The sequence below is a fragment of the Chryseobacterium sp. TB1-D10 genome, from assembly GCF_059803555.1.
Window position 1 is genome coordinate 86,056 of sequence record NZ_JAPFHB010000009.1, and the last position, 15,500, is coordinate 101,555.

Below are 15,500 nucleotides of genomic sequence, written 5' to 3' on the forward strand. Positions count from 1 at the left end.
ATACTCAGACATCAATGTTTAAAGTCTTATGAAAAAACTACTAACTATATTCTTTTTTCTCAGCTTGTCAATCCTAAGTTTTGCTCAGAAACAGGCAAGCGCGAAGGATAGCATCAAGTTGTTTTATGATGAGCTATTTTCGGTTCTTAAAAAAGGCTATCTGCACAAGAATTCTGTTGACTGGAAATCTGTGGAAGCTGAAACCAATCAGAATCTTACGCAATACGGAAGTTTTAAAAAGTCATTGAGTGAGATTAAGCCGCTGTTTGACAAGATAGGTGCCAACCACTGTGGCATATACTATCAACAGAAAAGATACGCCGGCTCCGGAAAAACCATCCCCAAAGATGCCTACACAGACCAACTGAAAAAGAAACTGGCTGCCAAACCTGTCTTCGAAGCCAGAATGCTGAAAGACCGGTACGCTTACATCCTGATGCCCGCCATGGTCTTTATGGATACCAGCGCCAGAAACATCTCCAGCATAGCGCAGCCGATGTATGACCAGATTGCAGCCCTAAAAAAGAAGCACCACCCGCAAGGCTGGATTGTGGATCTGCGCCTCAATACCGGCGGGAACGCGATGCCGATGCTCCTGGCGCTGTATGACCTGCTGGGCGACAACGCTGTCTGGGGCACGCTGGACCTCAACAAAAAACAGGAAAACCTGGTCCGACTCAAACAGGGAAAGTATCTAGATGGTTCTAAAATAATCCCATCCATAAAACCCAATGGCGAACTCCTGGATCAGGCGAAAGTGGCGGTGATTACAGGGATCTTCACAGCAAGCTCGGGAGAGGTAACCGCACTGGCGTTCAAAGGGAGACCCAACACGGTCTTCATTGGCGAAAAATCTTACGGCGCCACGACAAGTAATATCCAGACGGAGCTGCCATTTGGTGCCGTATTGGCGCTGACGGTCGGCTATGACAGTGACAGGAATGGCATCTATCACGAGGAGATTGTTCCGGAAATACCGGTTTCAAAGGAGGATAACTTTGAGGATCTGATGCTGGATGGTAATGTTTTGGAGGCGGTAAAGTTTTTTGAGGGGAAGTAGGTTTTTGGACACGCGCAGGATGCCCGCGCCGGCGGTGTGAAGTTGGTTTTTGAAGATTGGGTTTTTGTTTCTGAAAATTAGTATTTTAGTGACGTAAAAAACTGACTTAATCTTAAAACTATTTCAAACTATGGAGAAAAATAATCCAATGACTTTCACGATGAGCATCGTCGCCATCATTGTAGGTGTAGCGCTGTACAAGCAAATTGATTTTAAAACGATGACTGTGGAGAAGCCGGCTTTGTCTGTGCTTTATGCTGTTACGTTTTTGTTCGCCGTTGTGGTTTTGGTGAGGAATTTCCGGAAGCGAGCGGAAAAGTGACAAGCTGCCAAAAGTATTAAATCATCCTTAAAACCGTAGCCGTATGAACAAAGAACTTTGGGACCACATTCTTCAATTTGATTTTGATGATCCGCCCGGTGAATATGGATTTACAACCCGGCTTGCCAACGAAAACTTCTGGACAAAAGCATTTACGGAACTTGCTATTCTGGAATACAGGAAGTTTATGTATCTGGCAGCGACTTCGGACATGATGGTTTCGCCGTCTGAGATTGTAGATACGGTCTGGCATCAGCATCTGATTTTCACGCAGTCTTACCAGAGTTTCTGCGATCTGATAGGCAGGCAGATTCAGCACATTCCTTCTACGCATAACCGGGAACAATTTGAGAAATTCAGTCAGGCTAAAGAGAGGACTCAGAAACTGTATTTGTCCGTATTTGGTGCACAGCCGAAAAGCATCTGGGAATATCACAGTATGTTTGAAAGCCTGAATCTGGATAAATCCAAATTTAAAATCAGAACCTTTCTGGTATTTGGGATTCTTGGTTTCATTGCGCTGATAGCGCCTTGTTATTTTATACTGAGGCCGATCTATATGGAGATTGATAATCCTTATTTCATCATTGGATTTACAGCTTTGTGCATTCTGACGTTCGCCGGACTTGAATTTCACAACCGAAACCAACTGAAAAACATTGCGAAAGGATTTGATAAAGATTCATTTATCTATCATCTTCAGCCTTACGAACTTGTTTACCTCAAAACGCAGAAACTTGGAAATGTAATCAACGGAACTGTCAACGAATTGATTGACAACAATACCATCTACATCAATCCGGACAAGACTTTTGGTCTCATAAATCCGGGTAATGCAAGTTCCAAAGAGCAGCTACAGACCATCACTCTCCTGAGTGAATTGGGAAGGCCATTTTATCCCGCCTTATTAAAACAACTATCCAACAAACCGATCTTCTGGAATACCGCCAAATGTATGGATGCCTTTAAGAAATATGTGAATAAGTCTAAGAAATTCGGGAACTTGTTTCATCTCAATTTTGGTGTTCTGGCAATTGTATTAATGTTTAGTTTCATACGGCTGACGAGCGGAATTCTACGAGAAAAACCTGTCTTTCAAATTTTGATTGCCACAGTTATTTTGATTGTTTTAATGATTGCTTATCTGAACAGACTTACCAGACTTGTCTGCACCCAAACCATTCCTGACCTATACAAAACGGATATTTTGCCAACAAGACAAGTGAAAGACGATTGGCAATGGCAGTACTTTCTGATAGGTTCGGCTGTGCTGGCGGCGGCTTTTATCCCTGTTATTAATTACACAGAGAGGAAAGACATTTTCGGGAGCGACAGCGGAAGCACCGGATCATCCTGCGGAAGCAGCTGTGGAAGTTCCTGCGGCAGCTGCGGCGGTTGTGGTGGCGGCGATTAATTTAAAGTTCAATTCTTAAAATCTTATGATGTTACATTTTAAAACCAGGACAATGAAAAGAATAGCAATCCTATTCACTACCGTGATCTTGTTGGTTTCCGCTTTTGTTTTTTATCAGAAAAAAGTACGGTACAATCTTGTAACTATTTCAGAAAATAAAGTTTATAATTCGGGAGTCATTGCACCAGAAAAACTGCCTGAGGTTCTGGGTAATCATCATATAAAAACGGTGATCGATTTACGAGACGGCATTGAGCAAACCGAACTTAACCCTGAAACAAAAAAGCAAGTGAATGCCGAAGAAAATGCGATAGACAAAATCGCAGGAATTCAGTATTACAATCTGCCTACGGATCAAATCCCAGAAGACAGTACAGTTAAGAAATTTCTAAAGATTATGGATAATCCCAAGAATTACCCTGTTTTGATTCATTGTCATCATGGTGTTGGGCGCTCACGCTTGTTTAGTTCCATCTACAGAATCGAATATGAAAATTTTTCTAATGAAGATGCGAGAGCCAATGCGCGATTCTTATGGGAACTCAGCGGAAATTTTTCAAAAAATTCTGAGAAGGGCATTTATCTTACTAATTACAGAAAGAGAATCAGACCATAAAAAACCGTTCTTCAGTACAACGGTTTTTATGTTATTTACGATCTTTTATTGATTTTCTGTGTCAAATCTTTTCATAATAACCGATTTGAGACGTTCCTCATTATCGTCTCCCCAACTTCCTATAGCCGAAATTACAGGAATTAGACTTTTGCCAAAATCCGTAAGGCTGTACTCTACTTTTGGCGGAACAACCGGATAGATGACCTTGGAAACCAACTCGTGCTCTTCCAGCTCTTTCAGTTGAATATTCAGAACGCGTCTGGTTGCATCGGGAATTTTGCGCTGCAATTCACTGGGACGCTGATGTCCCTGATTGATAAACCAAAGCAAGCGGATTTTCCATTTGCCATAGAGTACTTCGCCAATCAGATCGAGACCGCAATTCAGGTTTGGTAAAATCTTTCTCTCATACATAAAAGCAAAATTAAACCTATGTTCCAAATTGTGCAATAGGGGAAAAATTTATCCCATAGTGAATCGTATTTCCGTAATTGTACAAAATGTTTTTATACCTCAATTTTGTCCTATAAATAATTCTTAAAAATGGAACAATTTAATTTCAACAATGAGTTATCAGGCAAAATCGCCTTAGTAACAGGAGGCACAAAAGGAGCAGGAAGAGCAATTGCAGAAAGGCTTTTACAAGCCGGCGCTACAGTTATCATTACGGCACGAAACGCACCGGAAAAAGAGAACAATAACCTGCATTTCATTTCTTCCGATCTAAGCAAGGCAGAAGATGCACAAAAAGTTGTCAGCGAAGTACTTTCGACTTACGGCAGGCTTGACATTTTAGTCAATAACTTAGGTTCTTCAGTGACTCCTGCCGGTGGTTTTTCTGTATTAAGCGATGAAGATTGGGAATCTACCCTGCGAGCCAATTTGCTCGCTCCTGTAAGACTGGACAGAGGATTTTTACCACAAATGATTGAGAGAAAAAGTGGTGTTATCATTCATATTGCTTCTATTCAGGGTAAACTACCACTCTACCATTCTACATTACCTTACGCGGCTTCAAAAGCAGCATTGATCAATTACAGTAAAAGTTTGTCCAATGAAGTGACACCAAAAGGCGTTCGTGTACTCACTGTTTCGCCGGGATGGATCAATACGACAGCATCCAAAGCCTGGCTGGGCGAAATTGCAAGAAATGCAAACAGTACTGTAGAAGAAGCACAGCAAGGTGTAATGGATGCATTGGGTGGAATCCCTTTTGGAAGACCTGCCGAATCAGAAGAAGTAGCAGAATTTGTTGGCTTTTTGGTTTCGCCAAGAGCTGATTATTTAACAGGAACCAATTTCGTCATCGATGGTGGCACAGTGCCAACCGTTTAATCATCTTAAAATTTAAAACAATGAATTTACCAAAAGTAGTAGCAGAATTAGTAAAAACGCAAAACAACTTTGACAGTGCCGCTTATGCCAATTGTTTTTCCGAAACGGCCGTAGTTTTTGACGAGGGCAAAACGCACAACGGCAGAAAAGAAATAGAACATTGGATTGCAGATGCCAATGAGCGTTATAAATCAACTATGGAGCCAATCAGTTATGAAGAAAATGAAACGGAAAGCATTTTAAAAGCAGAAGTTTCTGGAACTTTTCCGGGAAGCCCACTTGTTTTATATTTTCATTTGAAATTAAAAAATGATTTGATAGAATCTCTTAAAACCACTTCATAAGAATTTGGTTTGAAAATCAGAAAAACCGCCCTTCATACGGTGGTTTATTTATTTATTTAAAAATATTCTGAGCAAATTCATAAAGACAACGTCTCCACGTGAGCCATTCGTGATAGGTTCCGGCAGATTTGTACAGGACGTAAGGATATTTATTTTGGCTTAAATAATTAGTCAATAAATCATTGTATTCAAAGAAACGATTGTCTTCTTTTTCGCCTATTCCGATGAAGAAAAAAGGTTTTTGTTTTGATTTCAACAAATTATCTATGGGCAATTCTTTGAAAGGCTGAAATTCCGTCCCTTCATAAATCACAGGGCTGAAAGAACCAATTGCAGAGAATAGCTCCGGATGATTGGCTCCAATGAACATTGCTTGATAACTTCCCCGAGAAAGTCCGGCAATTGCTTTTTTGCCATTCGTTTTATATTTCTTTTCGATGTAAGGAATTAATTCCTGAACTACGATCTTGTCGAGGTTTTTGGTGGAAAGTACCGTTCTTGGATAATCGTCGGGCATCTTTTCCTGTTCAGGAGTGAGTGCAACACCGTAATCCATTACTACGATCATTTCATTTGATTTTTTTTCAGCAAAAAGATTATCCAGAATATTCTTGATATAACCTTGCTTTTCCCAACCTGTGATATCTTCACCAGTCCCGTGATAGAGATATAAAACCGGGAATTTCTTTGTTCCGTAATTTGGTGGCAAATAAACTTTAAAGTTCCGTTTTCCTTTAGTGATTTCAGAATTTAAACTGTCATCAACGATTTTTCCGTGTTTCACATTTTTTTCGAAGAAGAAATCTTCACCGGAAGGGATTTCGATGCCGCTTGTTGGTTGTCCATAACCAAAATATAATTCTGTATTCGGATCATTCGTTCGTTTGCCGTCAACATTGAACCAATAATAATGAAATCCAATTTCCAAAGGCGAAGTTGAGATATTCAAAAATCCATCTTTATCTTTAGTTGTTGTGTAATCAAAAGTTTTATTCATACCATCTCCACCTTGCAGAACTACGGATTTTGCATCAGGAAAATAAACTTTAAACTTAACTTTTCCGTCTGCATCCACTTTAGGAAATTCCTTGCCTGCTTTTGCCGTTGAAGATGTTTTATACTTTTGAGAAAATATTAGGGATGAAGACATGGCAAGAATAGCCGTTATGATTTTGAAGTTTTGCATTGATCTGATTTTGAAAGGTGTAATTTAAGGATTATTTCACTTCAATATTTTACTGCTAATCTTTGTTTAATTAGATTTATTTCTTTAACAATTCTATATCATTAAAACAACATCTATTATCACAGGCTCTTTTTCAAATAATGAAATTTTGATTATCTTTCCAATCGATTAGTAAAAAATCCCTCTGCAAAATCATTTTCAATATCAAACTACTTGGAAATACTGGTATAATTATTTAAAATATAGCATTTAAAAAACTCATGAAAAAACTTTTATTTATTATCTCATTAATATTATTTCAACTGATTTTTGGTCAGGAAAAAATTTACTTTGATAAAAACTGGAAAGAAACCACTAAAGAAAATGCAGAATTTGTCAGAAAAATAAATAAGACAGGTGAGATTTTCATTATTACAGATTTTTTTATTTCCGGAGAAAAACAATTTGAGGGAAAATCTTCCATTTCTACAGATCCTCTATCCTTGGAAGGTACAGCAATTTGGTATAATAAAAATGGAAAAATAGCCGAAAAAGGAAACTTTAAAAACAATATTCCAAATGGTGAACAGACTAGTTATTATTCAGATGGAACGCTTAAAACATCCGGACAATATACAGAAGGGAAACTAAATGGTTTATATACAGAATATTTTCCTTCTGGTGATATATCTGGTCAAGGTAATTTTGTTGATGGTAAAACGGATGGCATTTCTTTAAGATATAAAAGCCCTGGTAAACCAGATTATAAAATTAATTATAAAAATGGTATGGTAGATGGTCCTTATGAGTTTTATAATAGCAACAATAGTCTTTTCATGAAGGGAAATTCTAAAAACAATTCTCAAGAAGGATTTTGTCAAGAATTTTTTTATGAAGGAGAATTACATTCTCAGTACACAGTTAATAACAAAAAATTAGATGGTCTATATTTAGAATTTAACAAAGAAAAAGATACAACTACTGTTGCTCATTTTAAAGATGGAAAAGTTCTGGATTTTGTTTCAAAATTATCAAGAACAATGAACGGAAGCAAATTCGGCGCAAAAATGATACTTGTCAATTCAGTTGAAAATTGGAGTATTTATAGAGATGGTAAATTAATTGTAAAAGCATTCTATAAAAATGGCGAAAAAACAGATTTATGGAATGTCTATAATTATGACGGAACCAAGTTGATACAAACTATTGATTTTGGAAAAAATTCTTCATGCAAAGAACCGTATTTACAAGAGGTAAACATGGATTTTTCGCCTACTTTTAGCCTAACAGATCGATTTCATTCTGATGCAGATATACTGGAAACCAAGGATTGTGAAAATGCTATTATTAAAACCCTAAGTGATGACTTTCGTGATGAACATCCCTTCTATCATATGTCGAAAGAAGCAAATAAAAAATTATCTGATATCTTATCAGACCCAACTGTGGTAGACTATGTAGATGCCAGTAAAAAACCAGAATTTATCTCAAAAAATAAATGTGTAAAATACAATAGCGATAGAAATGTTATGACTTGTGCGAAAGAAATTGACAAGATTATTCATAAAGTTATTCTATCCGAAAACGTAGATAGTCTCAAAAAAATCAGATCAAGTATAAAACCAAAAAATAATGAGATCTATTTTTTCTTTCAGCAGTTTGAAAGCAGAAAATATGATTTTGATAAAGAAGAGAGACCAGAAAGATATACCGCATTCTTAATCTCTAACACCTTAAAAGAGGCATTTAAAGATAAGACTCTTGATTATATATCTGTCATTGGAGTTTATGAGCACCAATTTTGGAACATCGATGATTTTTCAGGAATGCAAGCCTATGATGCCTTTGAAAAAGAAATGAAACAAAAATAAATATGGATCATCTGGTAGTTGACAATAATTTCCATAGTCCTTAGAAGATAAAAAACCGCCATTTAAAAAGGCGGTTTTTAAATTTATTTTAGTTGGTAAATATTACCGTTCCGTTATTGGTTTGAATATGGTAGCCAGCTTGTCCAGTTTGAAAGCTTTCGACAATGTAATACCAAAGAATGGCCTTGGATTCAGTGCTGTATTCATGATTTCGGTTTGCAGCGTAAGCCCGGTTTTGGCTTCCGTGATCCAGGCTCGTCACAAAAAGAAAATATCACTCCGTCTTCCTACACTAGCCTAGCCATCTGAATTGCTTGGATAAAAGTATGAGGAATAGCCTGTAGAAGCCTGAACCCTGAAGCTGAAATCTTTGGTTTCGTAGACCAAAAACAAGCCAAGCAATCCGGCATTAAACACATATTCGTTTTGAATTCTCGTCGAAATATCTTCCATCGTAATGGTTCCCGGAATGTAGCCTGGTACAACGTCTGACGTTAAGTTGGTCGGATTTTTAAACTCTCTGGTTATGGTAGATTGTCTCCAGATAAACTCCAATGACGGTGCGTAGAATAAATTAAGATTTTCATTTGATGACCTTATAAATCGAAATAACGGACTGATATGCACGCCTATATTATCTGACACTCGGGAGGTAATCATCCTATTCTGCGAACTATATTCCATATGGTTGTTTTCGTCAATAGATTCTATTTTGTATGTTCTGCGGACATTATCCGTAGAATCTATATCGCTCATCGTCCTATTTCCGTATAAACTAAAATAGAATCCAACTTTATTTTTATCCAAAACCGGAGGAATATATATGTTGGTCGCAAAAAATAAATTCTTGGCTTTTGTTTTCCCCTCTACAATGTCGAAATTGGTTCCTACATAAGAAAGAATTTTGTAATCATCTATCAGGTCGGCAGATTTTTTCTTTGAAGATTTTACCATTATAACAACCTTTTTGTTGGCTCCGGTATTTCTTTTTGCAACATCTGCCGAATCCTGATATGTTTTTAGATTGATAATAAGGTATCTATTTCTGTCTTCGATGGTATCCTTTTTCAAGATGAGGTTGACTACATCTTCGCCTCCCAATTCTGTAAAATTAAGACCTGAATCTAGTAATTTATAATCAGACACCGGCAAAGAACTTTCTGACGGATCTGCTTCAATCTTCAGCCGGTATCCTTCCCAATTTTTGGCATCTCCGATATTGATCCTGAGCGGGAGATTAATATATTGGTCGTTTGAACTTTTCTCCGCTTTTACAGTATCATTTTTAAAAGAAACCTCAAAAATACTTTTGTCCTGAGGCTTGCTTTGATCTTTTGTCTTAGTGGTTTTCTGTCCCAAAACTAATCCCATAGTAAACAGAAGCAGCGGCAATAATAATTTTGTTCTCATAATTAATTTTATTTTATGGTTAAAAGAAATATAATTGTTAAGAATGCGTCTCAGATAACCCCTTATCACTTTTAATCATTTTGCGGTAAAGAGAGATGAGAAGTCTATTACGCCAGGGAAGTTATCTCAGAAATGAAAACTTTAAAGCAGAGCGTATTTTTTGGAGAAATTAATTTTAGTTTTCATGGGTATCAGTCTTAGTTATTACAAATCTAAATTTTTTTTGTTCAAAAAAAAATATTCCAAAAGGAGTATTTTTAAGCTAATGAGCAGAAAATCAATTATAAAATCCCATTCTGAATGCAGTTTTTGATAAGCTGTGCCGTATTGCTACATTTGGATTTTTCCAGGATATTGCTCCGGTGTTTCTTAACCGTGAGCGGGCTGATAGAGAGTTGCTGACCAATCTGATCATTGTTTTTGCCATCGCTGATGAGTCGGATGATGTCAATTTCACGTCTGGAGAATTCTATTTTACTCTTTCCGTCATCCTCAAGACTAAGATTCATATAAGATGGTTCACCATTGAGTCCGATAAGAGAAATCTTGTAAGTATTCTGATTGCTCAGATGATCGATCTGTGTATGAATATTCAGAGATTTTGCAGAATTCCCCTGATTATCCAGAGACAACAATAAAGCCTGATGGTTGAGAAGCATATATTTACCATCTTTTCCTCTGCTGCGGAAGCTGTAATTCATTTTATAATTCAGGATTTTATCTTTTCCTATGATGTTTTTGAAAAATTTTGTAATGAGTGCTTCTGCCCCAATCACAAATTCCATATCATCCGGATGGATTGTTTCCAGAATATGATTGAGAGCAACAGTTTCTGGCTTCAGTCCGTGAATATCATAAATATTGGGACTAATATTGGATAGTGAAAGATCAAAAAAATCAATAATGTAATAATAAAATGGTCCAGAACTAATTATAGAATTGATAAGATCATCAAAATTGATCTGATCAAATGTGATCAACTCTGTAGGCCGGCTGAGAGACCAAACTTCGTGCAATTTCTGTAGATTTTCTTCCATAGGTGCGAGAAATTACGGTTTTTCAAATAATTTCGGGTCTACCGTTTTATTTATCTGGAAGCTGGTATAAACCAAGCTTGTTCCAGCAGGAGAATAATGGTAAGAAGAGGCATAAACAAATCCATCGTCATTTTTTTTGTAATTGCTCATAGTCTCCGTGATCTCTACAACGGTACCCTGCATTTTTTTATTGATTATACGCTTTGCAGGAAGGTAAGTATTTGCATCTATGAAAAGCATTACAACAGTTCCGCTTTTGCGTGTAAGCCTGATTTTGTAAAAATCATTACCATCTGCAGATTCTTTTCCCAATAATTCTGCCGTGCTGCCTTTTTGCTTGTAGTCCAGAAGGTCTCCAGTAAGGTCCAACTCCTCAAAACTTTCTTTTGCAACTGTAGGATCAGAATCCACCGGTTTTCTCTGGCGTTGAACAGGGAAAAGCGTCCAGGCAGAATTATTTGTGACCACTGTAGAATTTGCCTTACCCTGGATTTCCATATCCATACGCATTGCCTGATTGTGGACAGACCAGCTTTTGACTGGAATCTGTATTCCCTGCATCTGAATCACACCTTCTGACACAAGTGTTTGGATAGACTTTATCTTGTCTGCTCCGCCAAATGCTTCAGCATACTTTTCTACCACATCATCTATGGTAAGTTCTTTTGAGACTGGCGGCTCCATTTTATCTATCTTTATTTTTTCTTCGGCCAAAAACTGTTCTTTAGAGATTTTATTACCAAGTTTTAATAAGTTAAAAGTGTTATCCAACTGAGTTAACAATTGGTTGCGAGATCCTTCTTCACTTCTATTGTAAAAGAACTCAAGATAATATTCTCTGACCGTATTGGTATAAACTCCATTTGTATAGATCTGTGTTTTTAAACCTTCCGGAAAATTCATTCTTACAACACCCGCCTTACCAGGGTATTGAACCTGAAAAGCTTCATCTGCTTTGGAAAGATCAATATTCTCTGTAATGCAGACAAACTCTTTGTCACCTATTTTTTTATTGACAACTTTTGTAGCAGTATTGGTACTGGAAAAGATCTGGAAATTGTTTTCAGGAAAGCTTAATTCGTAATCGTCTTTGCCATCATTGTAAGTCAAATTATCGGATTTTTGCTGATACTGACTGATGGCTAAAGATATGGAATCCAGTTTCTCGTAGGATAGTTGTTGGGATTTTGCAGTAATACAAATTAGCAGTAAGATAAAGACATAGATTTTTTTCATAATAACTATTTTTTATTGCTCGCGACGCAAGAACTCAATTCTTTGCTCATTTGTAATGGTTATTTCTTTTATTTCATCGGCATTGGACAAATAAATAATTCTTGATTCTGTTTGAGATCGCGAAGGTGATACACTTAGAGAGATAAATGCTTTCCAATTTTCACTGCCTCCCGTAGAGATGTCTAAAAGTTTTTCATGCAGACGTCTATCTTTATTTGTGGAAACATATGTGCCGGAAATATAATCTGGGTTTTTATAAAGAACTTTTTCTAAATTAACTGTTGCCAAATACTCATAATTTGCATGTTTTAAATAAACGCCATTGTCAAAAGGTGAAACAGGCAAGGTAAATTCTTTTTTATTTCTTATGTTAAATAATTTTGCTCCGCCCAATTTAACAGAGTTAAAGGGACCATTAAATTCTTGATAATCATAACCTATAAGAAACCAGTCACCAAAAAAATGACTGATGAGACAGATAGCATCAGAATTGAAATATCTTTGACTTTTGCTGTCAATCAGATCCATAACATTATACGTACTAACTTTATTATTGTACGCAGGATGTCTGGACTGATCCATTTTATCATTAAGGGCAACGATTCCTACACCTTTAGGAAAATCATATCTATTGATATTATCATAATACATTGCTCCAAAGGTTTCAAAGAATGCATCTTTAGGAATAATTACATCTCCATTGACATTTTCAAATCCGCCATAACGATTACTAATCATAAGTATTTCATCCTTTTTTACTGATGCTTTCATGGGTGTTTTTTTTGTACTTGCCGATACAGGTTTACTTGTTTTCGGCATTACAACCTTTACTTCTGTCACTTTTTCCTTCGCTTTCCGCTCAGCCATTTCTTTTTTATAGGCAGTTTCTTTTGCAAGCCTTTCTGCGTTTGCTTTTGCTGTGGCGATATCTTGTCTTTTTTTGTTTACAACATCTCTTGCAGCCTGTTCTTTTTTATCTTTTGCCACACAACCGGGGCAAGACGCACCTTCCTCAATAGCTTTATTTTTAAATAATTTGCAGGCTCCTCTGCTATTATCGTGAGCCTGGGCATCTATATGAAGCCAGGTAAACATCAAAATGAAAAATGTTAATAAAATTTTTGATTTCATAGGTATAGATTTTTGATTGTAAATATAAAATTATTACTTGTAATTCTATAAATAATTTTCGATATGATTATTAATTTCACATTAAAACAATAGAAAAACAAGTTATATCAAAACAAAATTACTGATAGATACATAAATAAGAAAATCATAATTCACAAAACAACCTCAGAAAAAGTTCTGAGGTTGTTGTAGTATATAGCCCCGATTGCAGCGGCATCCTTTTTTGTTTTATGGGTAAATTTCTATCAGAAAACAAAACTTGTAAAACAAAAAAGATATAGCGGAAAGCGGGAATTAGCTCCTAAAAATTTATTTTGTTACGACGTAAACTTCTTCATAAGGCTGGATCAAAACCCAACCGTTACCTGAAAATTTCATTTGGAATTCTTCGCCGCTTCCTCTGCCGATAAGGCTTTTCAGGGAAACATTGGTTTTCAGTTCCGGTGTCAGATTTCCGGACCACGCCACTGTTGCATTTGGATCTGTGAAAACTGGTGCGTCGGGCGTTACCAAAAGTGTCAAAGGATGCCCATGGGTTGTAATGGCAATGTGACCAGTTCCGCTCAATTTTACCTGGAAAAGTCCACCAGCCATTACACCTGCAATGCTTTTCAGCATTTTAATGTCGCTTTTGATGCTTTGGTCGTGGGCAAGAACGTCGTTTCCGTTGACTGAGATGGACTCATTGTTAAGGTGAAGGATTCTTACTTTTTTGCCGTTGTCTGCAACGTAAAGTCTTCCTGAACCCTCTGCTTTCATCAGTTTGGTTCCTTCGCCCGAAATTGCTTTTTTAAGAAGGTTCCCTAGTCCGCCGGACAGCATTCCCTGTCTTTCGAAATTGATGTTTCCAACGTAACCGACCATACTTCCGGCCTTTGTCCAAACTGCCTGATTGTTTAGATTGATTTCCAGAAGTTCCGGTTTTTCCAGTTCGAAATAGTCTTTTTCCTGTGGGTTTTCTTTCGTTTCGTTGACGAAAGCTTCGATTGAAAATTTGCTCATACTTTATTTTTTTTTGGTTTTACCAAACTACTGATTTTTTTTAATAGGATTATATTAAATAAATGAAAACCTGACAAAGGCTGTCAGGTTTTAAATATTCAATAAAATTTATTGTCTTGTCCTAAAATTGTCCGCCGCCAAGTGCTCTGTAGAATTCTGTAACGGCCTGTAATTGTTGTAGTTTATCATTAACACCGGAAAGTCTTGCCTGAAGCAACGATTGTTCCGATGTTAAAACATTCACGTAATTCACATTAGATGAATACGTCAACAATTCCTTATTGTACTCCACTGCTTTTTCCAAAGACTGTATTTGAAGTTGTCGTGTGGTTTCTTTTTCTTTCGCTTTTTGATATGATAATAATGCGTTGGAAACTTCGGAACCTGCAGTTAATAAAGCTTTCTCGAATGTATAGTAAGCCTGCATTTTACGGGCTTCCATAATTCTGACCTGTGCTTTTCTGGTTCCCATTTGGAAAATATTTTGCGTCACAGTTCCTCCAAGTGTATAGAAGAGAGAATTAGTAAAGAAGCTTTCCAAAGTTCTGGATGATAAGCCTAAAGTTCCCGTGATACTAATCGTGGGGTAAACCTGTGCCATTGCCATATTTTTGTTCTCGAATGCCTGGCGGAAAGTTAATTCAGCTGACTGAACATCAGGACGATTTTTCAATAATGAAGCAGGAACTCCAGTTTTTAAATCCGTGTAAATTACCTGAGAATCGATAGAATTTCTATCAATCGATTGCGGATTATCATTCATTAAAATATTTAAAGAATTCTCGGTTTGCTGGATCTGCATTTCCAAATCCGGAACCGATAATTGCGCTGAATAAAGGTTTGCCTTACTTTGTTCAACGTCAGCTCCTGTCAAATAAGCCGCATCCATCAGCAGCTGAACAGTTTCTACATCCTGTTTACGAAGTTCAATGGTCTGTTTTGTAATTTCCAATTGTTTATCCAGCGAAATCAATTGATAATATAATGTTGCCGCCTGAGCTACCATTTGTGTTTGAATGGCACGTTTTGCCGCATCGGTTTGAAGAAATCCTGCGTAAGCTGAGTTTTTAAGCGCTTTGATTCTTCCCCAAACATCTATTTCCCAACCTGTAGAGATTCCTAATCTGTACACCAGCAAATCTGGCATCACAAAGTTTCCACCTTGCGCAGCCGCACTATTTTTGGTTTCTGTAATAGAAGCAACGCCATCCAGACTTGGAAGATTCTGCAATTTGGATTGTTTGAAAACTGCACTTGCTTCCTGGATTCTCGCAACCGCCACTTTTAAATCCAGATTATTCTGAATAGTTTTATTGATAATATTCTGAAGTTTGTTATCTGTGAAGATTTGATTCCATGCAATGTTGGCTACAGAAGTACCGTCATTATTGGTTTTTTGTCTAAAGAGATTATCTTGACGACTTTGCTCGATATCCGGATTCTTATAAGTATCTGTGACTTTACACGAGTAAAAGAAACCAGCGACACCTGCTAATATGATTAGATTTTTTAAATTCATCTGTTAGATTTAATTTTTAAGAGGTCATATGGAACGCT

Annotated in this window: 16 protein-coding genes; 7 read left to right on the top strand and 9 right to left on the bottom strand. The window is 36.9% G+C overall.

The features are described from left to right. Positions 1–28 precede the first annotated feature (28 nt). From OPU68_RS13415 to OPU68_RS13430, 4 genes are all read left to right on the top strand, one after another. The gene (locus tag OPU68_RS13415; RefSeq protein WP_498474500.1) at positions 29–1,060 is read left to right on the top strand and encodes a S41 family peptidase; all 1,032 of its coding nucleotides are present in this window, start codon (positions 29–31) and stop codon (positions 1,058–1,060) included. Between the two features lie 130 nt (positions 1,061–1,190). Further along, on the top strand, positions 1,191–1,382 hold the full coding sequence (locus tag OPU68_RS13420; protein WP_498474501.1) for a hypothetical protein: 192 nt from the start codon (positions 1,191–1,193) through the stop codon (positions 1,380–1,382). A gap of 43 nt (positions 1,383–1,425) precedes the next feature. After that, positions 1,426–2,796 (top strand): glycine-rich domain-containing protein, encoded by a 1,371-nt coding sequence (locus OPU68_RS13425; RefSeq protein WP_498474502.1) that lies wholly within the window; start codon positions 1,426–1,428, stop codon positions 2,794–2,796. 52 nt (positions 2,797–2,848) lie between these two features. Continuing rightward, entirely contained in the window at positions 2,849–3,412 is a 564-nt protein-coding gene (locus OPU68_RS13430) for a dual specificity protein phosphatase family protein (RefSeq protein WP_498474503.1), read from the top strand. A gap of 45 nt (positions 3,413–3,457) precedes the next feature. On the opposite strand, the gene OPU68_RS13435 is transcribed toward OPU68_RS13430, so the two are convergent. Then, complete coding sequence (locus tag OPU68_RS13435; protein WP_498474504.1) at positions 3,458–3,826, bottom strand: winged helix-turn-helix transcriptional regulator; 369 nt, start codon at positions 3,824–3,826, stop codon at positions 3,458–3,460. A 129-nt stretch (positions 3,827–3,955) separates the two neighbouring features. Between OPU68_RS13435 and OPU68_RS13440 the strand changes: the two genes are divergently transcribed. Together OPU68_RS13440 and OPU68_RS13445 are read left to right on the top strand one after the other, a co-directional pair. Next, positions 3,956–4,747 (top strand): SDR family oxidoreductase, encoded by a 792-nt coding sequence (locus tag OPU68_RS13440; protein ID WP_498474505.1) that lies wholly within the window; start codon positions 3,956–3,958, stop codon positions 4,745–4,747. Positions 4,748–4,767: 20 nt separating this feature from the next. Beyond that, complete coding sequence (locus tag OPU68_RS13445; RefSeq protein WP_498474506.1) at positions 4,768–5,091, top strand: nuclear transport factor 2 family protein; 324 nt, start codon at positions 4,768–4,770, stop codon at positions 5,089–5,091. A gap of 52 nt (positions 5,092–5,143) precedes the next feature. On the opposite strand, the gene OPU68_RS13450 is transcribed toward OPU68_RS13445, so the two are convergent. Beyond that, positions 5,144–6,277, bottom strand: a complete 1,134-nt coding sequence (locus OPU68_RS13450; protein ID WP_498474507.1) for an alpha/beta hydrolase-fold protein — start codon at positions 6,275–6,277, stop codon at positions 5,144–5,146. Positions 6,278–6,537: 260 nt separating this feature from the next. Between OPU68_RS13450 and OPU68_RS13455 the strand changes: the two genes are divergently transcribed. Further along, on the top strand, positions 6,538–8,127 hold the full coding sequence (locus OPU68_RS13455) for a toxin-antitoxin system YwqK family antitoxin (protein WP_498474509.1): 1,590 nt from the start codon (positions 6,538–6,540) through the stop codon (positions 8,125–8,127). 88 nt (positions 8,128–8,215) lie between these two features. On the opposite strand, the gene OPU68_RS13460 is transcribed toward OPU68_RS13455, so the two are convergent. From OPU68_RS13460 to OPU68_RS13490, 7 genes are all read right to left on the bottom strand, one after another. Further along, positions 8,216–8,389: a hypothetical protein gene (locus OPU68_RS13460; protein ID WP_498474510.1), complete on the bottom strand. Its 174-nt coding sequence runs from the start codon at positions 8,387–8,389 to the stop codon at positions 8,216–8,218. A gap of 35 nt (positions 8,390–8,424) precedes the next feature. Further along, complete coding sequence (locus OPU68_RS13465; RefSeq protein WP_498474511.1) at positions 8,425–9,537, bottom strand: hypothetical protein; 1,113 nt, start codon at positions 9,535–9,537, stop codon at positions 8,425–8,427. Between the two features lie 281 nt (positions 9,538–9,818). Further along, positions 9,819–10,574: a LuxR C-terminal-related transcriptional regulator gene (locus tag OPU68_RS13470; RefSeq protein ID WP_498474512.1), complete on the bottom strand. Its 756-nt coding sequence runs from the start codon at positions 10,572–10,574 to the stop codon at positions 9,819–9,821. Between the two features lie 12 nt (positions 10,575–10,586). Next, complete coding sequence (locus tag OPU68_RS13475) at positions 10,587–11,810, bottom strand: LolA-like protein (RefSeq protein WP_498474513.1); 1,224 nt, start codon at positions 11,808–11,810, stop codon at positions 10,587–10,589. Between the two features lie 12 nt (positions 11,811–11,822). Beyond that, the gene (locus tag OPU68_RS13480) at positions 11,823–12,941 is read right to left on the bottom strand and encodes a hypothetical protein (protein ID WP_498474514.1); all 1,119 of its coding nucleotides are present in this window, start codon (positions 12,939–12,941) and stop codon (positions 11,823–11,825) included. Positions 12,942–13,250: 309 nt separating this feature from the next. Beyond that, positions 13,251–13,943, bottom strand: coding sequence for an AIM24 family protein (locus OPU68_RS13485; protein WP_498474515.1), 693 nt, complete (start codon positions 13,941–13,943; stop codon positions 13,251–13,253). A 121-nt stretch (positions 13,944–14,064) separates the two neighbouring features. Beyond that, complete coding sequence (locus OPU68_RS13490) at positions 14,065–15,462, bottom strand: efflux transporter outer membrane subunit (RefSeq protein ID WP_498474516.1); 1,398 nt, start codon at positions 15,460–15,462, stop codon at positions 14,065–14,067. Positions 15,463–15,500 lie beyond the last annotated feature (38 nt).